Here is a 19,842-nt window from a genome sequence, read left to right on the forward strand (position 1 = left end):
AATCGAACCGTCAGACAGTCCGAAACCTAGGCCAGGCAACGGCGTGCCCCAATCACCAACCCGACCCCAACCCACACATCGGGGCGAAGAGCCATTCGCACGTGGTTGGATCTCTTCTCCGCGCGCGTCCGCCCACAGGCCAGCCCGGCACGGCGTGTCGCCACGCCGCTTCCGCCGATCAAGGGCGAATGCACGCGGTTGGATCTCTTTCCGCGTGCATTCGCCCTTGATCCACGCGAATGCCCTTGATCGGCGCGCGGCGCGGCGCGGGACGGCACAGCGCGGCGCGGCACAGCGCGGCGCGGCGCGGCACAGCGCGGCGCGGCACAGCGCGGCACAGCGCGGGGCGCCGCGGCACAGCGCAGGGCGGCACAGCGCGGCGCGGCGGGGTCCGGGGCGAGGTCGGGCGAACCCTCCCCCGAGCTGTCGCCACCGCTGTCGAGCCGACCGTCGGTACGCCACAAATTCGGTATCGCCCCGCCCTCACGCTCGGTACAACATAGGGATGCCCGAAGTAGCGCTTCCCGGTGGCAGGACCGACGGTGCCGTGCTGGTCGACAATGTCGTACGCAAGCGGGCCCACCCGTCGACGCCCGCGGTCCACGCGCTGCTGCGCTACCTGGAAGAGGCCGGCTTCGAGGGTGCTCCCCGGGCGCTCGGCATCGACGACCAGGGCCGGCAGATGCTCTCCTACCTGCCCGGAGAGGCGATGGGCGAGCAGACCTCCTGGCCGGCGTGGGCGCGCACCGACTCGATGCTGGTCCAGGTCGGCCAGTGGCTGCGACGCCTCCACGACCTGACGGCGTCGTTCACACCGCCCGCGGACGAGCGGTGGTTCATCGGCACGAAGATGCGACCGGGGCTGATCATCGGCCACCAGGACGCGGCGCCGCACAACGCGGTCGTCGCGGGTGACAAGCTGGTCGGCTTCTTCGACTGGGACACCGCGGGCCCGTCCCCGCGCGAGTTCGACCTGGCGTTCTCGGCGCTGCTGTGGGTACCGCTGACGGCACCGGTACGCGAGGAGGAGATCGCGGACCGGTGCCGGCGACTCCACGTGCTCCTCGACGCGTATGGCTACGACGAGGACCGGCACGGGCTGGGTCCGGTGGTGCGTGAGCGGGCACTGCGTCAGGCGGGCGTCATCCGGCAGATGGCCGAGGCCGGCGACCCCGCTTCGATCGCACTAATCCCCATCGCGACCATCCTGGAGCGCTCCGCGGCCGCGCTAGCCACTCTCCCCACCGACTTCTGGGCCCCACCACGCGTGAGTACCCGTACCCAGGTGCCGTAGGCATCGGTCCTGTCGCCGGCCCGCCGGGAGCGGCCCCATGATGGCGCCCGTGGACAAGCTGGAGAAGCCGCCGTCGAGCACCCAGATCCTCGTCGGCGTGGCTGTGATGTTCGGCTGGTTCGCCGCCGCGATCGTCGCGGTGGTGCGGTGGGTCTCGGTGCAGTCGAAGGTGACCCCCGAGGGGGAGGACTGTTCAGGCTGGTGCACGTCCGACTTCTTCGACGCGGCGGGGATGGCCATCGTCTTGGGGGTGCCGGCGGGCGGCGTGGCACTGATCGTTGGAGCGATCGTGCTGGCCTTGCTCACCCAGCGGGTGAGGTACGGCCTGCTCACCGGCACCGTGGCCGGCCTGGCGGGCCTGCTCACCGGCCCAGCCGTCGTCTACTGCGTCATGTCCGCGTGGGGCGGCTGACCAACGCCGCCACCTACGGTAGAGGTATGGACGCACCCAGGGTTCTGTTCATCGGCGGCAGCGGCATCATCAGCTCGGCGTGCTCCCGGCTCGCCGTCGAGCGCGGCATCGACCTGTACCTGCTCAAGCGCGGCACCAGCGGCCCCCGCCCGGTGCCGGAGGAGGCCACCGTCCTGCGGGCCGACATCCGCGACCCGGCCTCGGTCAAGGAGGCGATCGGCGACCTGGAGTTCGACGCGGTGGTCGACTGGGTCGCGTTCACGCCGCAGCACGTGCGCACCGACATCGAGCTGTTTCGGGGGCGCACGCGCCAGTACGTCTTCATCAGCTCGGCCTCCGCCTACCAGACGCCACCGGCCAGGATGCCGGTCGTGGAGTCCACTCCCCTGCGAAACCCGTTCTGGCGGTACTCCCGCGACAAGATCGCCTGCGAGGACCTGCTGGTCGCCGCGTACCGCGACGAGGGTCTCCCGATCACCATCGTCCGCCCTTCCCACACGTACGACCGCACGCTCGTGCCCTTCGACGGCGGCTGGACGATGATGGCGCGGATGCGCCAGGGCAAGGAGATCGTCGTACACGGCGACGGCACGTCACTGTGGACACTCACCCACCACGAAGACTTCGCGAAGGGCTTCGTGCCGCTGCTGGGCCACCCCCGCACGATCGGCGAGGCGTTCCACATCACCTCCGACGACGTGCTGACCTGGAACCAGATCGCCGAGGCGCTCGGTGCCGCGCTGGGCGTCGAGCCCCGCATCGTGCACGTACCGTCGGACGCGATCGCCGCGGCCGACCCGGAGTGGGGTGCGGCGCTGCTCGGCGACAAGGCCCATTCTTTGGTATTCGACAACGCCAAGCTGCGCTCGGTCGTCCCGGACTTCGTCGCCACGATCCCCTTCGAGCGAGGCGCCCGCGAGATCGTGGCCTGGCACGACGCCGACCCGGCACGGCAGGTCGTCGACGAGCGCTACGACACCCTGATGGACCGGCTCGTCACCGCCTGGCGCGTGTAACTTCCACGCGAGTCAACGGCACAGGGTGCGGGTTAGCGGATGGGGTGGGCGGGGCGGTAGACGCGGTAGCCGGCCACGTCGGTGACGTCGGCGGGTACGCCGCGGTCGGCCAGGCGCTGGGCGATGGCTCGCTCGTGGACGGAGCCGATCGGCAGCACGTACGCGGGGTTCGGGGTCGCTTCGAGGATGGCGCGGTACGGCAGGTAGCGGTCGTGGCCGGGGCTCAGGTCGTCGTGCAGCGCCGCGCAGACCACGCCTTCGTCGGTGGCGAACGCGAGGCGGTTGCAGGTCCAGTATTCGGTGTAGAAGCGGTCCACGCCGAGACCGTGCAGCGCGTCGACCAGGGCGCGTTCCTCCCGGGCCACCACCTGCCCGCGCGGCGCGTCCCGGAGCAGCGCGACGGTGGGCGCGAGCATCGAACCGGCCAGGATCGCCACCATCCCGGCGCCGGCCAGCGGTCGTGGATCGCGAAGGGAAGCGCGCCGCAGCCGCGCCGCCGCTGTCCACAGTGGCCAGAGGATGGCCGGCAGCGACAGCAGCAGCGGTGTCAGGTACCGCACGCTGGTGGTCGGGGTGAGGCCGGCGGCGTCGCTGCGCACGTACGCGAGCAACGTCAGTGCCCCGCCGGCGACCAGGGCCAGCCGGCCGGCCTGGCGGACGCGCTCGCCGTGAAAACCAGAAGCGGTGCGGAAGGCGGCGATCGCGAGACCGGCCGCGAGCAGTAGCAGCAACGGGTACGCGGCGCCGAGCGCCAGCGGCCAGCCCTCGCAGGTACCCGGTCCACAAAGGCCGGTGCCCAACGGTACGCCGAGCAACAGTCCACCGTAGACACGGTCCCAGACCGACGCCTGGCCTCCTCCGCTCAGGTGCAGCATCGTGTCGAGGCTCTGCGCCGCGACGCCGGGCCGAACGTGGTGCAGGATCGACGGTGCCGCACCGGCGAGCACCCCGGCGACCAGCACCAGCCCGGGCCAGCCGAGCAGTTGGCGGCGACAGCCGAAGACGAGCACCAATCCGGCGGCGGCCACGTACGGCAGGATGAGCCAGTCGACCCACAGCGCCAGCCCCGCCAGGACTCCCCAGCCCGCGTACCCGATCAGCCGCACCCGGGCGGTCCGGCCGCCGCCGCTGCCCAGCCAGACCGCGATGAGCAGCGCGCCGGCTCCGATGGGTTTGATTTCCGGGTACCCGCCTCCGGCGGAGACCTGACTGTGGACGACGGCGTCCGAGCCGATCGCCAGCAACCCCACGACGAACACGGCGAACCACCGGCTGTACAGGCGGCTGACGAGGCCGTACATGACGTAGCAGAAGACGGCGTACACGGGCAGCAGCGGCAGGCGAAGGGCCACAGAGGACGGTTCGAACAGGACGAACAGCGGTGCGGCGAGGTACGCCTCCAGCGTGCCCATGTAGTGCTGGCCGTAGAAGAACGCCGGAAACCCGCGACCCTGCGCGATGTGGGTGGCCGCCAGGCCCATCGTCGCCTCGTCGCTGTTCGTCGGCGGCATGCCCGACAGGATCAGGTACAGCCGATAGCCGACCCCCAGCGCCACGAGCGCGGCGACGACAGGCCCGGGACGCACGCGCCGGGTCGGTCCGGCACCGGTCGTGGGGCGGGTCATGAGGGCAGCGGTCATCGCCAGCACCGTCCACAGTGGTAAGTCGCGAGTGCCGGACTCGCGCGAGGCACGTCAGGGGAAGAGCGGCGGTGCCGTCCTCCCCCTCGTGTGGCCGCTATTGACTAAGACCCACTGCGACCCCGAAAGGTTGAAGGCTATTTCGCCGCGGCTTCGGCGAGCGCGACCAGCAGTGCGGTCGTCGCGGGCGGATCCGGCGGCTCGCCGTAGGTCGCCGCGTACACGTGCCGGCGCGAGCCCGCCAGCTCGCTCGCCACGATGCCCTTGGTGCGGTGGGCGCGCAGCGCCAGACCGGGCATGATGGTGGCACCCAGGCCGGCCGCCACGAGGGTCTGCATCACCACCATGTCGTCGGAGGCGAATCCGATGCGCGGCTCGAAGCCCTCCTCGGCGCACAGTGCCAGCAGGTGGCTGCGGCACCGTTCGCAGCCGGCGATCCAGGTGTCGTCGCGCAGTGTCGACAGTGCACGGACGCGCCGGGTGGACAGCACGTACACCGGATCGTCGAGCAGGTGGTGCAGGCGTATCCCGTCGGGCTCGGGTTCGGTCTCGTCGTACCGGAAGATGACCGCGACGTCGATCGTGCCCGCGCGCAGCAGCTCCAGCGCCTCGGGCGGGTGGGTGTCGACGAGGCTGATCCGCAGGCCGGGGTTTCTGGTGGCCAGCGCCGCCACCGCCCGCGGCACGAGCGACCCGATGACCGACGAGAAGCCGGCCAGCCGTACCCGGCCGGCGGTGAGCCCGACATGCGCGGCGAGCTCGGCGTCGGCGGCGTCGATCCGCCCGATGATCTCGGCGGCGCGGTCGGCCAGCAGCTGCCCGGCCTGGGTGAGCCGGATGCCGCGGCCGACCCGCTGGATCAGCTGGGCGCCGGTCTCGGCCTCGAGCCGGGCGAGGTGGTGGCTGACGGTGGGCTGCGAGTAGTGCAGCACCTTCGCCGCCGCGGTGACCGATCCGTGCCGCGCGAGCGCGTCGAGGACGCGAAGCCGGGTGACGTCGAGCATGTATCGATCCTATCTATGGTTTGCCACGAAGACTTCCATTAGACATATGGATTGCCCGGGCGCACGCTCAGAACATGACGACGACACAGATCCGCCCCACCACCGAACTGGCCACTCTCGTCGATGGCGTCCGCACCGCCGTCGCCGTCCACGCCGACTGGTCGGGCACCGCGCGACTGGTCGCCGAGCAACTGCGGCGGCACCTACCCAGCCCGGACGTCGTGGGCTCCGGCGAGAGCGACGGTTACCAGGTCCTGCACGTCGAGCCCGACGGCTCCTTCTCGATCGTCGCGATCGTGTGGCGGCCCGGCCAGATCACCCGAATCCACGATCACGTCACGTGGTGCGTGTTCGGCGTCCTGCAGGGTGTCGAGCGCGAGGAGCTGTTCGACGCCGACCTCAACCTGATCGGCGTGAGCGACAACCTCGCCGGTGACGTGAGCGGGTTCGCGCCGCCCGGTGACATCCACCGGGTCCACAACACGGCCGGCGGCACCGCGATCTCGATCCACATCTACGGCACCGACGTGACGCGGGTCGGCTCCAGCGTCCGCCGGTACTACGACTGAACGCCGGTGTGACGTAGCTACCGTTCCACCCAGTCAAACAGGTGGGAAGCCACCGGATGACAGGAGTGAACCGTGCGAGACAGCCTGCGAACGCTCTTCGACCGAGTACTCGAAGACGAGCCCCCGCAGCCCCCACATGAACTCGCGCGCGCGGCCATGACCAGCGGCGGGCGCCTGCGCGACCGGCGCCGCCTGCTGGCGGGCGGCGGCGTGGCCGGCGTCGCCACCGCGCTGGTCGCCGTGATCGGGCTGAGCGCGTCGCCGGCGCCGGCGACGGAGCCGGCCAAGGCGGTGGCGATGGCCATGCGGCCGGCCTGCACCGATGCCGCGCGGAACCTGGTCGAGGCGGCCATCTTCCTGCGCGCCGACGTCACCGACGAGCAGCGCGCCGCCCTGGACGAGTCGCTGAGGTCCGACTCGCGGGCCACCGAGGTGCGGTACGAGAGCGGGCAGGCCGCCTACGAGAAGTTCAAGCGGATGTACCGGGACGCGCCGGATCTGGTCGCCGCCGTCAAGCCGGAGCAGCTGCCGGACGCGTTCCGGGTCAAGCTCGACAGGCCCTCCCAGTACGGGAGGTTCGTCGAGGAGTTCCAGGGCAGGCCCGGCGTCGAGTCGGCCGCGGTCGGCGTGTGCACCGAGGAGGCCGAGTGACGCGGGGCCCGTTCGCCCGGTGGACCCTGGCCCGCCGGAGCCAGCGCGCCGCGCAGGACGAGGAGTTCACCGCGTTCGTCGCGACGGCCGCTCCCCGGCTGCGGCGCGTCGCCTACCTGATGTGCGGCGACTGGCACCTCGCGCAGGACCTGACGCAGACCACCCTCGCCCGCATGTACGCGTCGTGGGGCCGGATCTGGCGGCACGCGAACCTGGAGGCGTACAGCCGTCGCGTGCTCATGAACGCGGTCTTCGACCAGCGCAAGCGGCGCAGCAACACCGAGATCGTGCTCGCCGAGCTGCCCGAGGCGGCGCACGCCGGCGCGCAGGCGACCACCGAGCTGCACGTCACGCTGATGACGGCGCTGGCCACGCTGCCGCCGCGCGACCAGGCCATCGTCGTGCTGCGCTACTGGGAGGACCACAGCGTGCAGACCGTCGCGGAGATCCTCGACCTCTCGGCGACCATGGTGACCACCCGGAGCGCACGCGCGCTGACGAAGCTGCGGGTGCTGCTCGGCGACGAGTTCGCGCTGACCTGAGCTTGACAACGGAGGGCTCCTTATCGATTATCGGTATATCGAAAATCGATAAGGAGAGTCACATGCGCATCCCCGACCGGCTCCGCAGGCCGGACTGGCTGGCCGAGATCCAGAGCGCGACGGCGTTCGTCCTCGCGGTGCTCGCGGTGGTCGGCGTCGCGGGCATCGCGATGACCGCGATCGGCGACAACCTGACCGTCGAGGTACCGGCCAGCGTCGTCGCCGCACCGGACGGCCTGCGACCGGGCGTCACGGTCGACACCGAGGGCACGCTCGACGCCGTCATCGCGCAGCCGGACCGCGCCGAGCGGGTCGCCGCCGCGCTGACGAGCCTTCCGACGTACCTCGTCGTCGTCGCCATGCTCGCCATCCTGTACGCGGTCGCGCGCCAAGCCCGGCGCGAGGACCCGTTCCTCGCCGTGACCGTCAACCGGCTGCGACTGCTGGCGCTGGTGGCCCTGGTGGGTGGCCCGCTCGCCGCCGTCACCGAGACGGTCGCGGCGCTCGACCTGACCAGGCGCGTCACCGGCGACGCCTCGGCCAGCCTCGACGTGACCGCGATCGGACTGTGGACACTGGCCGGGTTCGGCTTCCTCGCCGTCGCCGAGATCGTCAACCGGGGACGCGCGATGCGGGCCGAGCTGGAGACGGTGATCTGACGCCGTGCCACCGGAAGAGGACCACCGCGTCGAGGTACACCTCGACAAGCTGCTCGCCGAACGCGGCCTCACGCTGACCGAGCTGGCCGACCGGGTCGGCGTCACCCTGGCCAACCTGTCGGTGCTGAAGAACGGGCGGGCGCGCGCCATCCGGTTCAGTACCCTCACCGCCCTGTGCCAGGAACTGGACTGCCAGCCGGGTGACCTGCTGACTGTCTCGACTTTTACAGTCCGAGCCCGCGACAACACATAGTGTCACCACCATGAAGCCACTGAGGAGTCTGCTCGCCGCTGCCATCGGCGTTCTGGTCCTGGTGCCGCTGGGTGCCGCACCCGCCAACGCGGGAGGATCGTTCCGGCCGGGCGCGGCCGGCGTGGGTGACCCGTACTTCCCCGGCTACGGCAACGGGGGATACGACGTCAAGCACTACGACCTCGACGTCCACTATCAACCGAGCACCGACGTGCTCACCGGCCGCGCCGTGATCCACGCCCGCGCGACCCAGAACCTGTCCAGCTTCAACCTCGACTTCGTCGGTCTGACAATTGACAAGCTCTCGGTCAACGGCCACAAGGCGTCGTACTCGCGGTCCGGCCAGGAGCTCACCGTGACGCGGAAGATCCGCAAGGGCAGCCGCTTCCGGGTGGAGGTGCGCTACCACGGCGTACCGGAAACCATTCAGATCCCATTCCCGGGCATCGTGCTGGAGGCCGGGTTCATCCACACCGACGACGGTGCTCTCGTCGCCGGGCAGCCCGAGGTGGCCGCGACCTGGTTCCCGGTCAACGACCACCCGCAGGACAAGGCCAGCTACAGCTTCGCGGTGACGGTGCCGGCCGGTCTGGAGGCGATCGCCAACGGGGTACCGCGCGGCAGCAAGACGAAGGACGGCTGGACCACGTGGAAGTGGGAACAGCGCACGCCAATGATCAGCTACCTGGCCACGGCCACGATCGGTGAGTTCCGGATCAGCACCACCAAGCACCACGGCAAGCCGACCATCATCGCCATCGACCCCGATCTGCCACCCAGCCTCGCCGACGACGCGGTGGGCCGCACCAACGAGATCACCGATTTCCTGGCGGGGTTCTTCGGGCCGTACCCGTTCGAGGCCAACGGCGCGATCGTCGACGACTACGACAACCTGTTCTTCGCGCTGGAGAACCAGACCCGCTCCATCTACTCCAAGTACTTCTTCGAGGAGGGCACGACCACCGGCGAGACGTACGTGGTGGCGCACGAGCTGGCGCACCAGTGGTTCGGCGACAGCGTCGCGGTCGAGCAGTGGGACGACATCTGGCTCAACGAGGGCTTCGCGACGTACGCGGAGTGGCTGTGGAGCGACAAGCTCGGCGAGGGTACCCCGCAGGAGATCTTCGACTTCCTGTACGCCCAGCCGCTGTCCGCGCCGTACTGGGCGCCGCCGCCCGGCGACCCGGGCCCGGTGGACCTGTTCGACGACTCCGTGTACGTGCGCGGCGCGATGACGCTGCAGGCGTTGCGGGTCACCGTCGGCGACGCGGACTTCTGGAAGATCGTGCGCCAGTGGTACGCCAAGAACCGCAACGGGCACGGCTCGACCGCTGAGTTCGTCCGGCTCGCCGAGCGCGTCTCCGGCGAGCAGCTCGACGATCTGTTCCAGGCGTGGCTCTTCACCGACACCAAGCCGCCCCACCCGGGCGCGGCCACAGCAACCCTGGCAGCGTCCACCGCCGACAAGCCCGCAGTCCTCAAGTCCTGGGACCGCCGCCCACACCTGAGGCGCTGACCCGGCTCTCCCCGGCGCCGCCGCCCGCCCGTGACGGCGTGTCGCCACGCCCAGCATGCCGATCAAGGGCGAATGCACGCGGTTGGATCTCCTTTCCGCGTGCATTCGCCCTTGATCCCCGCGGATCACCTTGATCGACGCCGTTGCGTGAGGCATACCGGATACCTGACGCACTGACCAACGCCTCTGGCGCACCGGCGATCGGCGCTGTTCAATGATGTGCGTAGGCTGTCGCGCCGGTCGGACGGGGGTCCAGCATGTCGACGCAAGTGGTCCACCCTCAGCGGCTGGCTTGGGATGCCGCGCGGGTCGTCGTGCGTGCGCTCGGCTCCGTCGAGGTGCTCAAATGGCTGCACGGCCAGATGGCCGCCCGGCTCGGCCCGGCCCAAGCGCAGGCGCTGGTGGCGTCCCGCGATCGGCTGTGGGGAAACCCGCGCCCTGACGCGCCCCACGTCGAGGCCGGCATCTGGCGTGCCCGGCTGGCAGACCTGGTGGCGGCCGACGGTTCGCTGGCCACGCCGATCAGCGAGATCACCGCCGAGGGCGCGGTTCGCCTCGCGCACGCCACCGACGTGATGGTCCACGGCGAGCTGGCGCTGATCGACGGCCCGCGCGTCATCGACCTCGACGTTCACCGGCCCTAGAGCCTTCAAAATCGGGTTTTGAGCTGCCGCGACGCCCGTCGCGCGCAAGACCGTCGCTCCCGCGGCCTCGCCCTCCGCCGCTACACAACCAGTTCGCCGGCTGTGGATCGTGGCGACCTACTGCCCCTCAACCCGATGGTTGACACTTTGTGTCTCGTACGCAAATGTAGTGTCGACCAAAATGAGGGAGGACCCGCATGCCGACCACCAGCGCCGCCGGCACCACCGTGGAGTACACCGTCGCGGGCAGCGGCCCGGGCATCGCGCTGGTGGCCGGCACCGGCCTTCCGGCACAGGGCAACTTCGGCCATCTCGTCGACGCCTTCGCCGGCAGCACGGTGGTCCTGCCCGACTACGCGGGCAGCGGCCAGACCACCGCCCCCGACGATGGGCCGCTCACGTTGGACCTGCTGGCCGAGCAGATCGCGGCCGCCGCCCGAGACGCCGTCGACGGGCCGGTCGACCTGGTGGGGTACTCCCTCGGCGCGATGGTCGCCGCGACCGTCGCCGCCCACCACCCGGACCTGGTGCGGCGGCTCGTGCTCGTCGCCGGCTGGACGGGGCCGGACGACGCCCGGCACAAGCTCGCCGTCGACCTGTGGCTGCGGCTTGAGCGGACCGATCATGACCTGTTCAACCGGTTCCTGCAGTTGAACTGCCTGAGCGCCCCGTTCCTGAGCGGCCTCGGCGACGAAGGCATGGCCGGGCTGATCGCGGGCGCCCCGCCGATCACGCCAGGCATGCGCCGGCACATGGAGCTCGACCTCGTCGCCGACGTCCGCGAGCTGCTGTCGAAGATCAGCGCGCCCACGCTCGTCGTCGGCCTCACCCGCGACCAGGTCATACCGGTCGAGCGCGCCCGGCAGGTGCACGAGGCCATCCCCGGCAGCGCGTACGCCGAGATCGACACCGGCCACCTGGTGATGTTCGAGCAGCCGGGCCTGTTCGTGGAGACCGTGCGCGGCTTTCTGCGCTGAGGTGTTGCCTCCAGGGAAGCAGAGCGGGGCGGGCGGGACGCAGAGCGGGGCCGGCGGTTGTGGTGAACGCGCAGGGTGAGGCCGCGGGAGCGACGGTCTTGAGCGCGACGGACGCCGCGGTAGCTCAAATCTCTCTATAAGATCGCGACGTGGACGTGACGACGCGGGCGAACCGCAGCGCTTGGGAGACGGCCGCTCACAAGTATGTGGACGAGTATGACGAGCTTCTGGCGCAGGCGGCGACCGGCTCGGAGCTGGTCGCCATCGAACGCGACCTGCTGCGCGAGGTGTTGAGCCGCTCCCCCGCCGTCGTGCACCCGCAGAGCGGCCACGGGCTCGACGACATCGCCCTGGTGCAGGCCGGTGCGAGATCGGTCGTCGGCGTCGACTACAGCTCGGTGACCGTCCGGGCCGCGCAGCGCCGCGCGGACGAGCTGGGCGCACCCTGCCGCTACGTGGTCGCCGCCGTGCCCGGGATGCCGCTGGCCGGCGCGAGCGCCGACCTGGTCTACACCGGCAAGGGCGCCCTGATCTGGATGCGCGACCTGGCGGCGTGGGCGCGCGACATCGCGCGCGTGCTGCGCCCGTCGGGGCACCTTTTCGTGTACGAGGCGCATCCGGCCGTGCCGCTCTGGACGTGGGACGAGGACGAGCCGCGCATCCGGCCCGACCGCGGCTACTTCGCCCGCAGCCACGTCAACGACACCTTTCCCGGCAACGGCGCGGTCGAGTGGCAGTGGAATCTGGGTCAGATCGTCACCACCCTGGTCGCCGCCGGCCTGGAGATCCTGCACCTCAGTGAGTACCCGGAACCGTTCTGGCGCGCGGGAGGCGTGTCCGCGGCGGCGTGGAGCGGCCGCCTGCCGAACTCGTTCGCCCTGCTGGCCCGCCGCAGGCCCTAGCCCTTCGAGACCGTCGCATCGGCGGTCGGGTAGACGCCGGCCGCGAACGTGGTCAGCCACAGCGGGTCCAGGCCGGTCCGCGCGGCGGCCTGGATCTCCAGCATCCGGCCGTCGCCCAGGTCGGCGTACACGGTGGTGGCCGTGCCGCTGATGATGATGCGCGCCGGCCGCCGGCCCGCCGTCGCCGGCTGACCCGCCTTGGGCATCTGATCCACCGGTGAGAGGCTGACCACGAGCTTGTCGACGAAGTCGGCGCTGGCCGGCACGTCCGGCGGCCGGAACGTCATCACGGCCGGCGTCACGGTGTCCAGCACCAGGCCCGGCGGCGTGGCGTCGAACTTGAACGGCACAAGCACCGGCACGCTGCCGGTCGCGTCGAGGCCTTCGGCGTACGCGGTCACGACGGTGACCTCGACGCGCGAGTCCGCCTCCACGCGGACCCAGCGCCCGTCGCTCTCCTTCCAGGTCAGCACCGTGGTGGCGCCGATCGCCAGCGTGCCGGCGTGGCCGCGCACCTCGCACTCCAGGTACGACTTCGCCGGCTCGTCCGGGCCGGCCGGCGGGCTCGGGGTGACCGAGACGGCCAGCCACCGCCCGTCCGCGCTCACCTGGCGCAGCACCGGGTGACCCGCCTCGATCTCGGCCACCGGGGCGCCGTAGCCGTTGGGCGCGACCCGGGGCACGAACGGAAACGCCTCGGTCACCGGTGCCGGCTCGGCCGCCGACTCGGCCGCCGGCTCGGGGTCCGCCGAGGGTCTCAGAAACCCGGCGAGCGCGGGCGCGGCGAGCAGGACCGCGGCCGCGGCCATCGCGGCGGCGACGACGGATTGGGTACGCCGGCGGGCGCGCCGGGACCGCCGCCTGACCCGGTCGGCGAGGTCGGCGTCCGGGGTGACCTCGTCGGACCGCCGCACCAGCGTGGACCGGACGAGGTCCTCGATCTCATCCATTGCGTGCCTCCGTGACGGGTGACGGCGAGAGCTGGCCGCGCAACGCGGTGAGGGCTCGCATCGCGGTGACCCGTACCGTCGGCACCGCGCAGCCGAGCAGGTCGGCGATGTCGCTGTCGGGCAGGTCGAGGTAGTACCGCAGGACCAGTACGGCACGTTGGGTGCGGGGCAGGGTCGCCAGCAGCGCCCACATCTCGTCGCGGACGGCGAGCTCGTCCTCCAGGTGCCTGGCGCCGGCACGGTCGGGTACGTCGGCGACGACGGCCTCGGTGCTGGCCCGGCGCCGCCGCCACGACAGGTACTCGCGCAGGACCGCCCGCCGCAGGTACGCCTCGGGCGGCCCGCTCGACGCGATGCGGTCCCACCGGCGGTAGCCGCGCGCCAGTACCTCCTGCAGCATGTCCTCGGCGAGGTGGCGGTCACCGCACAGCAGGTAGGCGAAGCGGAGCAGCGCCGGGGCGCGGGCCGCGACGAAGCCGTCGAACGAGATCATGGTCCTCCCGTTCTCTACACGCGATCGGCGGCCGGTTTCGTTTCACCGTTCCGGCAGCGGATCGTTGTAGACGCCGGACGGACCCCGGTACCGCTCACCGTCGACCAGCGGCCAGGGGTTCGGCAGGCATCCGTGCAGGCCGAGCGTCTGTTGCTGCATGAGGGGCGCGGGTTTGCCCTTCTTGGGACACTTCTCGTGGCCGTTGCCGAGGCGGTGGCCGACCTCGTGATTGACCAGGTACTGCCGGTAGACGTCGAGCCGCTCGCCGTAGTGCGGCACCCCGTGCACCCAGCGGGCCACGTTGATCACCACGCTCGCGCCGTTGCGGCACGACGTGTACCGGTCGTACCCGCTGTCGCAGAGCCTGTCGCGGGTGGCCGGGGTGGCCAGGTACACGATGAAGTCGTACGGGGAGCCGGGACCGACCCGACGCAGCCGCCACTGCCCGTCACCGGTCCAGCCGCGCGAGTCGCCGAGCGTCTGCTCGACGGCGCTGGCGAACACCGCCGGGTCGACGTTGCGGATGCCCCGCTCGACGGCGACGCGGTACCGCATCAGCGTGCCCGAGCGGCCGGCGGTGCGCCCCTGCCCGGCGGCGACCAGCCAGGTGCCGGCGCCGCTTTCGGGATACTCGATGGGCTGTTCGATGGCCACCGGAGTCGACGAGCGAGTGGGCGACGGGCTCGGTGGTGGTGTCGACGCGGTCGGCGCCTCCCAGGCCGGCGGCGCGGGGGGCGCGGTGCCGCACCCGGCCAGGAGCAGCAGAGCCACCGTCAGCACGATCCTCATGCCCTGATCACGGGCTGCGGCCGCGCACCTGTTTCAGAACCGGACCTTCGTCACACGACGCAACCGTTACCGGTGGTGCGAGTGCCAGGTGCGCATCGCGTCGTCGATCTGCTCCGGGGTCGGCGGCGACGGCGTCAACGGCGTCGCCCTGCCCGGTTCGGCGCGCAGCCCGTCGACGACGCGGTGGTGGCCGTACCGGCTGCCGAGGAGCACGTCGCGCAGCCTGCGGTCGAGGGACTGCGGGGCGTTGGTGTTATCCAGGAAGCGCTTCCTGACCTCCGCCTTTCCGTCGATCAAGGGCGAATGCACGTGGTTCGATCTCTATTCCGCGTGCATTCGCCCTTGATCCCGGCGGATGCCCTTGATCGCGGCCAAGCTGCCGCGCCCCCGCGCCCCGCGCCCCGCGCCCCGCCTCGCGCGCTCGCGCCCCGCCCCGCGCGCTCGCGCCGCGCTCACGTCACGCCGCGCCCGAGCCGCCGCGCCCCCGCGCCGCGTCAGAACAGCCCGTTATCGTGCGGAAGCTCGGCGGGGATCGGTGCGATGACGTCCCAGTGCTCCACGATCAACCCGTCCCGAACGCGGAACAGATCCCAGTAAGCGACCGGCCCGCCAAACTCCCCCTCGCTCTGGACCAGCACGAAATCCCCCTCCGCGACGACCCGGTGAACGGTCTTGTAGACCAGGTTCCTGCCCTGCTCCGCCCACTTCGCGGCCGCCGCGCCGAACCCGTCCAGGCCATCGGCGGCTTCGGGGTTGTGCTGGTGGTAGGTCTCCGTCGAGATGTACTCGGTGAGCACCGAGTAGTCGGCCCCCTTGAGGACCCTCTCGGCGAACTCCGTCACCAGCTTGCGGTTGGCCTCCGTCTGGTCAAGGTTGGCAACCGCGCTCGGGCCGTCGGTCTGCGAGCGCCCGGAGGCGGTATCGACCACCAGCGGCGTCAACGCGTCCCAGTGCTCGGCGATCTTGCCGTTGGCGTCCACCCGAAACAGGTCGAACGCGACGAGCGGGTCGGGCCCAAAGCCGTGGTAGGTCCCGTGCAGCGCGACGAGGTCGCCGTCCGCGATCACCCGCGCGCCCTCGTAGCGGAAGCCCTCCGGCAGCGTGGCCACCAGGCCGCGCAGCCCGTCGGGCCCGTCGGGCGCCAGCGCGCTGTGCTGCCGGTAGCCGGCGGCCACCCACCGGTCGACAGCCGCGACATCCTTGTCGCCGAACAGTTCCTTGGCCGCGGCGAGCACGATCCCCTTGGCGTCCATGACACATCCTCCTATGTCCTGTTTCTGCCTGAGCACGCTTCAAGCTATGCGCGATACGTCCGCTGACGTGGGTACTGTTGTGACCCGTGATGGTCAAAAACCGACACATCCCCGAGGTGCGGTTCACCGCCCCCGCCGGCATGCCGGCCGGGTTCGAAATCATGTCGCTGGCCCAGCTCCGCTCGCGAGTCGCCGTCCGCACGCTGTCGGTGCCCCAACGACCGACGTTCCACCACCTCATCGCCGTCGACAGCGGCAGGCTCGCACACATGGTCGACTTCACGGGGTACTCGCTGGGGCCAGCCGAATGGCTGTGGGTGCGCCCGGGCAGGGTGCACCAGTGGGGCGACCTGCGGCACGCGACGGGCAGGCTGATCCTCTTCGAACGCGAGTTCCTGGACCCGGCGACCGCCTCGTCAGCCTCGATCGACGACCCGCACGCCCCCGCCCTGTACCAGCCGGCCGAGCCCGACACCACCGACCTGAGCGACTACGCCACCCTGCTCGACCGGTCGTTCCACGCCACCGCGGGGCGGCTCCCGCTCGACGTACACATGGCGACGCTGCGCCACCTCCTGGCCGCACTCGTGCTGCGCCTCTCCCACGCCGCGGCGCCAGCGGAGGAGACCAACGCGACGGTCAATGAGACCTTCCTACGATTCCGCGACGCCGTCGAACGCGACTTCGCCCGCACCCGGCGCGTCGAGCACTACGCACACATCCTCGGCTACTCGCCACGCACGCTGTCCCGCGCGACGCTCACCGCGGCCGGCGTCGGCGCGAAAGAGTTCATCGACCGCCGCGTCATCCTGGAAGCCAAGCGCCTGCTCGCCCACAGCGACCAGCCCGCCAACCGGATCGCGCGCCAGCTCGGCTTCTCCAGCGCCACCAACTTCAACAAATACTTCCAGCAGCGCACCGGCCAGACCCCGATCTCCTTCCGCACCACCCTGTCCTGACCGGCTCGCGGCCGATCTTGGCAGACACATTCAGATTGCCCCGGTCCGCGCCACCTGCGGACCGCATGCTCCCGCGGGCACCGCGCGGGCCGGCGGCTCGCAAGCGCTCGCCGAAACCCCCGACCCACGCTTCCAGCACCCCGAGCCAAGCCCAACCCCGCCACCCGCCACGTCCGACGCCAAGCGCGACACGGGCGCCGCCCGCAGGGCCCGGCGCCTGCGCCGATCAAGGGCATTCGCATCGATCAAGGCCAAATACACGCGGTTCAGAGATCCAACCACGTGCACTCGCCCTTGATCGGCGAAAAGCGGCGGACGCGCGGCGGGAAATGGGGCGCGGCGCGCGGCGGAGGGGCACGACGCAGGCGCCGCCCGCAAGGCGCGGCGCGTGCGCCGATCAAGGGCATTCGCATCGATCAAGGCCAAACGCACGCGGTTAGAGATCCAACCACGTGCATTCGCCCTTGATCGGCGGAAAGCGGGCGGACGCGCAGCGGGAAAGGGGGGCGCGGCGCGCGACGCAGGCGCCGCCCGCAAGTCGCGGCGCGCGCGCCGATCAAGGACATTCGCATCGATCAAGACCGAATACACGCGGTTTAGAGATCCAACCACGTGCATTCGCCCTTGATCGGCGGAAAGCGGGCGCGCGGCGCGGCGCGGGCAAGCGGCGCGGCGCGCGGCGGGGTGGTTAGAGGGTGGTGGAGATTGCTTGGGCGGCTGCTGTTAGGGCGGCCACTACGTCCTGCATCCGGGCTGGGGAGTGGCGGACGCTGGGCATCGACACGGATACCGCGGCTACCGTTTCGCCGCTGGCGTTTGTCACGGCGCGGCCGACCGCCACGACGCCGCGCTCGGAGCGTTCGAGGTTGAGGGCTATGCCGCTGCGCCGGATCGCGCGCAGTTCGGTGCGCAGTTGCGCGAGGTCCGGGCGCTCGTCGGAGCCGTTCGCCGGCGGGGACGCGTACAGGGCGGTCAGGTCGTCGTCGGACAGGGCGGCCAGCATCACGAGGCCGCCCGTCGCCAGGTGTGCCGGCAGGACCATGCCCTCGCGGCTGCCGACCCGCAGCGACTGCGAGCATTCGACCGCGGCGATGAACCGGATGGTGCGGCCGGTGCGGATGCTGACGTTGGCTGTCTCGTCGAGGGTGTCGACCAGGGTACGCAGCGGGCCGAGGGCGGCCGCGCGGATGGCGGCGACGTTCGACTGGGTCTGGGCGGCGATCTCCAGTACGGGGCCGACGCGGTAGGTGCGGTCGTCGTTCTGGACGGCGAAGTCGCGGTACACGAGTGTGGAGAGCAGCCGGTGCGCGGTGGAGCGGGCGACGCCGAGCCGGTTCGCGGCTTCGGAGACGGTCAGAGGGCCCTCGACCTGCAGGATCACCGCCAGTTGCAGCGCGTGGTCGACGCTCGTCACGCCGTACGCCGGTGGGTTCTTCATGGGTTTCGCCACGGTGATCACTCGCTTCGCTGTTCCGCTGAACAGAATCTACTGTTCCGGAGCGGCCACGCCGACCACGGTTGGTAGATGAGTGACTCCCCCGTGACGTTGACCGCCGAGGACCGGCCGGACCAGCCGCCGGTGACCCCGGAGCTCGAAGACCTGTACCGCGGGTTCGAGAAGGCGCTGCTGGTGCCGCTGTGGACCCGGATCGGCGACCTGATGCCGCCGCATCCCCGTTCGAAGGCGCGCCCGTACCGGTGGGAGTGGAAGACCCTCGTCGACCTGGCGGCCCGCTCGGGCGACCTGGTGCCGGTCGGGCGTGGCGGCGAGCGGCGCGCCATCGCACTGGCCAACCCGAGCCTCGGCGGCCGGCCGTACGCCACGCCGACGCTGTGGGCCGCCATCCAGTATCTGATGCCGGGCGAGAACGCGCCCGAGCACCGGCACACGCAGAACGCCTTCCGGTTCGTGGTGGAGGGTGAGGGCGTGTGGACGGTCGTGGAGCGCGATCCGGTACCGATGCGCCGCGGCGACTTCCTGCCGCAGGCCGGCATGAACTGGCACGCGCACCACAACGCGGCCGGCGCGCCGATGGCGTGGATCGACGGGCTGGACATCCCGTTCCAATACGACGTCGAGGGGCAGTTCTTCGACTTCGGGCGGGACGAGCTGACCGAGCCGGAGCACGCGACGCCCGACCGTTCCCGCGCCGAGCGGCTGTGGGGACACCCGGGGCTGGCGCCGGTCTCGCGGCTGCGGCCGAATGCGGGCAGCCCGCTGCTGCGGTACCGCTGGGAGGACACCGACGCCGCCCTGGCCGACCAGTTGGAGTTGGAACGCGAGGGGTACCCCGGCACCGTCGAGCCCGGCCACGCGCTGGTGCGGTACACCAATCCCACGACCGCCCAGGACGTGCTGCCGACCATCCGCGCGCAGTTCCACCGCGTCCGCTCCGGTACCCAGACCGCCCCGCGCCGCGAGACGGGATCGTCGGTGTACCAGGTGTTCGACGGCTCGGGCCGGGTCAGCGTGGGCGACGCCTCCTGGTCGGTTCAGCGTGGCGACCTGTTCGTGGTCCCGTCCTGGATGCCGCTGTCGATCACGTCCGAGGCGTCCGCGTCCGACTCCGACTCCGGTGGGCTCGACCTCTTCCAGTTCTCGGACACGCCGATCTTCACTAAGCTCGGCCTGTACCGCAGCCAGGTGGAGGAGACGCGGTGAGGGACCTGTCGACGGCGCTCGCGTGGATCGCGGAAGGCACCGCTCTGTGCCGTAAGGCCGTTGCCGGCCTCGACGAGGCGGCGTACGGCGAGCCGTCGCTGCTGCCCGGCTGGAGCCGCAAGCACGTCGTGGCGCACCTGGCCGGCAACGCCGAGGCGCTCGGAAACCTGCTGCACTGGGCCCGCACCGGTGAGCGCACACCGATGTACAGCTCGCGGGAGCAGCGCGACGCGGGCATCGAGTCGGGCGCGGAGCTGCCCGGTGCGCGCCTCACCGCGTGGTTCGAGGAGTCAGCGCGGGCGCTCGACGAGGCCCTCGCAGCGATGACCGGCGAGCAGTGGCGGGCGGAGGTCCAAACCGCGCATGGGCGCACCGTGCCGGCGAGCGAGACGCCGTGGATGCGCAGCCGGGAGGTGATGGTGCACGCGGTCGATCTCGGCACCGGCATCTCGTTCGCCGACCTGCCCGAGGGGTTCCTCGACGCGCTGCGCGAAGACATCCTCGCCAAGCGCGAGATCCCTGACGTGCGGGGTGATCTGGCGGAGGTCACCGCCTATCTCGCCGGCCGCCCCTACACGGGCGTGGTCACCGCCGACGGCTCCCCCGCCGAGCCACTACCCCCTTGGCTGTAACCCGTGATCAGGGCGTCCCTGAAGT

General features: G+C 71.1%; 23 protein-coding genes. 15 read left to right on the top strand and 8 right to left on the bottom strand.

All coding sequences use genetic code 11. The annotated features are described in order from the left end of the window. Positions 1 to 505 precede the first annotated feature (505 nt). The 3 genes from QMG73_RS39025 to QMG73_RS39035 are packed head-to-tail and all read left to right on the top strand — an operon-like array spanning position 506 to position 2,722. Positions 506 to 1,294, top strand: a complete 789-nt coding sequence (locus QMG73_RS39025; protein ID WP_281904124.1) for a phosphotransferase — start codon at positions 506 to 508, stop codon at positions 1,292 to 1,294. Between the two features lie 37 nt (positions 1,295 to 1,331). Then, complete coding sequence (locus QMG73_RS39030) at positions 1,332 to 1,706, top strand: hypothetical protein (RefSeq protein ID WP_281904125.1); 375 nt, start codon at positions 1,332 to 1,334, stop codon at positions 1,704 to 1,706. Between the two features lie 26 nt (positions 1,707 to 1,732). Further along, the gene (locus tag QMG73_RS39035; RefSeq protein WP_281904127.1) at positions 1,733 to 2,722 is read left to right on the top strand and encodes an SDR family oxidoreductase; all 990 of its coding nucleotides are present in this window, start codon (positions 1,733 to 1,735) and stop codon (positions 2,720 to 2,722) included. 32 nt (positions 2,723 to 2,754) lie between these two features. On the opposite strand, the gene QMG73_RS39040 is transcribed toward QMG73_RS39035, so the two are convergent. Beyond that, positions 2,755 to 4,362, bottom strand: a complete 1,608-nt coding sequence (locus tag QMG73_RS39040; RefSeq protein ID WP_281904130.1) for a hypothetical protein — start codon at positions 4,360 to 4,362, stop codon at positions 2,755 to 2,757. Positions 4,363 to 4,499: 137 nt separating this feature from the next. Then, on the bottom strand, positions 4,500 to 5,366 hold the full coding sequence (locus QMG73_RS39045) for a LysR family transcriptional regulator (protein ID WP_281904131.1): 867 nt from the start codon (positions 5,364 to 5,366) through the stop codon (positions 4,500 to 4,502). Positions 5,367 to 5,440: 74 nt separating this feature from the next. Here QMG73_RS39045 and QMG73_RS39050 point away from each other — a divergent pair, with 74 nt between their 5' ends. From QMG73_RS39050 to QMG73_RS39090, 9 genes are all read left to right on the top strand, one after another. Further along, positions 5,441 to 5,935, top strand: a complete 495-nt coding sequence (locus QMG73_RS39050) for a cysteine dioxygenase family protein (protein ID WP_281904132.1) — start codon at positions 5,441 to 5,443, stop codon at positions 5,933 to 5,935. A 72-nt stretch (positions 5,936 to 6,007) separates the two neighbouring features. Next, positions 6,008 to 6,586: a permease-like cell division protein FtsX gene (locus QMG73_RS39055; protein ID WP_281904133.1), complete on the top strand. Its 579-nt coding sequence runs from the start codon at positions 6,008 to 6,010 to the stop codon at positions 6,584 to 6,586. Next, positions 6,583 to 7,128 carry a SigE family RNA polymerase sigma factor gene (locus tag QMG73_RS39060; RefSeq protein WP_281904134.1) on the top strand — a complete coding sequence of 182 codons (546 nt, stop codon included), beginning with the start codon at positions 6,583 to 6,585 and terminating at the stop codon, positions 7,126 to 7,128. The genes QMG73_RS39055 and QMG73_RS39060 overlap by 4 nt, the downstream gene beginning before the upstream one ends. 62 nt (positions 7,129 to 7,190) lie before the next feature. Further along, positions 7,191 to 7,787 (top strand): DUF2975 domain-containing protein, encoded by a 597-nt coding sequence (locus QMG73_RS39065; RefSeq protein WP_281904135.1) that lies wholly within the window; start codon positions 7,191 to 7,193, stop codon positions 7,785 to 7,787. Positions 7,788 to 7,791: 4 nt separating this feature from the next. Next, positions 7,792 to 8,040 (top strand): helix-turn-helix domain-containing protein, encoded by a 249-nt coding sequence (locus QMG73_RS39070; protein ID WP_281904137.1) that lies wholly within the window; start codon positions 7,792 to 7,794, stop codon positions 8,038 to 8,040. A gap of 10 nt (positions 8,041 to 8,050) precedes the next feature. Next, positions 8,051 to 9,556, top strand: a complete 1,506-nt coding sequence (locus QMG73_RS39075) for a M1 family metallopeptidase (protein ID WP_281904139.1) — start codon at positions 8,051 to 8,053, stop codon at positions 9,554 to 9,556. Between the two features lie 257 nt (positions 9,557 to 9,813). Beyond that, positions 9,814 to 10,200 carry a hypothetical protein gene (locus tag QMG73_RS39080; protein WP_281904141.1) on the top strand — a complete coding sequence of 129 codons (387 nt, stop codon included), beginning with the start codon at positions 9,814 to 9,816 and terminating at the stop codon, positions 10,198 to 10,200. A gap of 197 nt (positions 10,201 to 10,397) precedes the next feature. Further along, complete coding sequence (locus tag QMG73_RS39085) at positions 10,398 to 11,177, top strand: alpha/beta fold hydrolase (protein ID WP_281904142.1); 780 nt, start codon at positions 10,398 to 10,400, stop codon at positions 11,175 to 11,177. Between the two features lie 149 nt (positions 11,178 to 11,326). Continuing rightward, a complete protein-coding gene (locus QMG73_RS39090; RefSeq protein WP_281904144.1) occupies positions 11,327 to 12,079 on the top strand; it encodes a class I SAM-dependent methyltransferase in 753 nt (250 codons plus the stop codon). On the opposite strand, the gene QMG73_RS39095 is transcribed toward QMG73_RS39090, so the two are convergent. From QMG73_RS39095 to QMG73_RS39115, 5 genes are all read right to left on the bottom strand, one after another. Then, a complete protein-coding gene (locus QMG73_RS39095) occupies positions 12,076 to 13,029 on the bottom strand; it encodes a hypothetical protein (protein ID WP_281904145.1) in 954 nt (317 codons plus the stop codon). The two genes, QMG73_RS39090 and QMG73_RS39095, sit on opposite strands and share 4 nt — an antisense overlap. Beyond that, a complete protein-coding gene (locus QMG73_RS39100) occupies positions 13,022 to 13,522 on the bottom strand; it encodes a SigE family RNA polymerase sigma factor (RefSeq protein WP_281904147.1) in 501 nt (166 codons plus the stop codon). Before QMG73_RS39100 ends, QMG73_RS39095 begins: the two co-directional genes overlap by 8 nt. Positions 13,523 to 13,564: 42 nt before the next feature. Then, entirely contained in the window at positions 13,565 to 14,311 is a 747-nt protein-coding gene (locus QMG73_RS39105) for a DUF3152 domain-containing protein (protein WP_407676915.1), read from the bottom strand. Between the two features lie 66 nt (positions 14,312 to 14,377). Continuing rightward, the gene (locus QMG73_RS39110) at positions 14,378 to 14,620 is read right to left on the bottom strand and encodes a hypothetical protein (protein ID WP_281904149.1); all 243 of its coding nucleotides are present in this window, start codon (positions 14,618 to 14,620) and stop codon (positions 14,378 to 14,380) included. Between the two features lie 185 nt (positions 14,621 to 14,805). Further along, positions 14,806 to 15,564, bottom strand: coding sequence for a nuclear transport factor 2 family protein (locus tag QMG73_RS39115; RefSeq protein WP_281904151.1), 759 nt, complete (start codon positions 15,562 to 15,564; stop codon positions 14,806 to 14,808). A gap of 89 nt (positions 15,565 to 15,653) precedes the next feature. Between QMG73_RS39115 and QMG73_RS39120 the strand changes: the two genes are divergently transcribed. Continuing rightward, positions 15,654 to 16,523, top strand: a complete 870-nt coding sequence (locus tag QMG73_RS39120) for a helix-turn-helix transcriptional regulator (RefSeq protein ID WP_281904176.1) — start codon at positions 15,654 to 15,656, stop codon at positions 16,521 to 16,523. A 688-nt stretch (positions 16,524 to 17,211) separates the two neighbouring features. On the opposite strand, the gene QMG73_RS39125 is transcribed toward QMG73_RS39120, so the two are convergent. Next, on the bottom strand, positions 17,212 to 17,961 hold the full coding sequence (locus QMG73_RS39125; protein ID WP_281904152.1) for an IclR family transcriptional regulator: 750 nt from the start codon (positions 17,959 to 17,961) through the stop codon (positions 17,212 to 17,214). An 87-nt stretch (positions 17,962 to 18,048) separates the two neighbouring features. Between QMG73_RS39125 and QMG73_RS39130 the strand changes: the two genes are divergently transcribed. Further along, a complete protein-coding gene (locus QMG73_RS39130; protein ID WP_281904153.1) occupies positions 18,049 to 19,185 on the top strand; it encodes a cupin domain-containing protein in 1,137 nt (378 codons plus the stop codon). Next, entirely contained in the window at positions 19,182 to 19,817 is a 636-nt protein-coding gene (locus tag QMG73_RS39135; RefSeq protein WP_281904154.1) for a maleylpyruvate isomerase family mycothiol-dependent enzyme, read from the top strand. The genes QMG73_RS39130 and QMG73_RS39135 overlap by 4 nt, the downstream gene beginning before the upstream one ends. Positions 19,818 to 19,842 lie beyond the last annotated feature (25 nt).

The organism is Phytohabitans aurantiacus (genome assembly GCF_027923225.1).
Lineage (GTDB): Bacteria > Actinomycetota > Actinomycetes > Mycobacteriales > Micromonosporaceae > Phytohabitans > Phytohabitans aurantiacus.

What these genes read in the sequence shown, in the direction of transcription:
- QMG73_RS39025 (WP_281904124.1), top strand. Translation starts at nt 506, where the DNA reads ATGCCCGAAGTAGCGCTTCCCGGTGGCAGGACCGACGGTGCCGTGCTG.
- QMG73_RS39030 (WP_281904125.1), top strand. Translation starts at nt 1,332, where the DNA reads ATGATGGCGCCCGTGGACAAGCTGGAGAAGCCGCCGTCGAGCACCCAG.
- QMG73_RS39035 (WP_281904127.1), top strand. Translation starts at nt 1,733, where the DNA reads ATGGACGCACCCAGGGTTCTGTTCATCGGCGGCAGCGGCATCATCAGC.
- QMG73_RS39040 (WP_281904130.1), bottom strand. Translation starts at nt 4,362, where the DNA reads ATGACCGCTGCCCTCATGACCCGCCCCACGACCGGTGCCGGACCGACC.
- QMG73_RS39045 (WP_281904131.1), bottom strand. Translation starts at nt 5,366, where the DNA reads ATGCTCGACGTCACCCGGCTTCGCGTCCTCGACGCGCTCGCGCGGCAC.
- QMG73_RS39050 (WP_281904132.1), top strand. Translation starts at nt 5,441, where the DNA reads ATGACGACGACACAGATCCGCCCCACCACCGAACTGGCCACTCTCGTC.
- QMG73_RS39065 (WP_281904135.1), top strand. Translation starts at nt 7,191, where the DNA reads ATGCGCATCCCCGACCGGCTCCGCAGGCCGGACTGGCTGGCCGAGATC.
- QMG73_RS39075 (WP_281904139.1), top strand. Translation starts at nt 8,051, where the DNA reads ATGAAGCCACTGAGGAGTCTGCTCGCCGCTGCCATCGGCGTTCTGGTC.
- QMG73_RS39080 (WP_281904141.1), top strand. Translation starts at nt 9,814, where the DNA reads ATGTCGACGCAAGTGGTCCACCCTCAGCGGCTGGCTTGGGATGCCGCG.
- QMG73_RS39085 (WP_281904142.1), top strand. Translation starts at nt 10,398, where the DNA reads ATGCCGACCACCAGCGCCGCCGGCACCACCGTGGAGTACACCGTCGCG.
- QMG73_RS39095 (WP_281904145.1), bottom strand. Translation starts at nt 13,029, where the DNA reads ATGGATGAGATCGAGGACCTCGTCCGGTCCACGCTGGTGCGGCGGTCC.
- QMG73_RS39100 (WP_281904147.1), bottom strand. Translation starts at nt 13,522, where the DNA reads ATGATCTCGTTCGACGGCTTCGTCGCGGCCCGCGCCCCGGCGCTGCTC.
- QMG73_RS39105 (WP_407676915.1), bottom strand. Translation starts at nt 14,311, where the DNA reads ATGAGGATCGTGCTGACGGTGGCTCTGCTGCTCCTGGCCGGGTGCGGC.
- QMG73_RS39115 (WP_281904151.1), bottom strand. Translation starts at nt 15,564, where the DNA reads ATGGACGCCAAGGGGATCGTGCTCGCCGCGGCCAAGGAACTGTTCGGC.
- QMG73_RS39120 (WP_281904176.1), top strand. Translation starts at nt 15,654, where the DNA reads ATGGTCAAAAACCGACACATCCCCGAGGTGCGGTTCACCGCCCCCGCC.
- QMG73_RS39125 (WP_281904152.1), bottom strand. Translation starts at nt 17,961, where the DNA reads ATGAAGAACCCACCGGCGTACGGCGTGACGAGCGTCGACCACGCGCTG.
- QMG73_RS39130 (WP_281904153.1), top strand. Translation starts at nt 18,049, where the DNA reads ATGAGTGACTCCCCCGTGACGTTGACCGCCGAGGACCGGCCGGACCAG.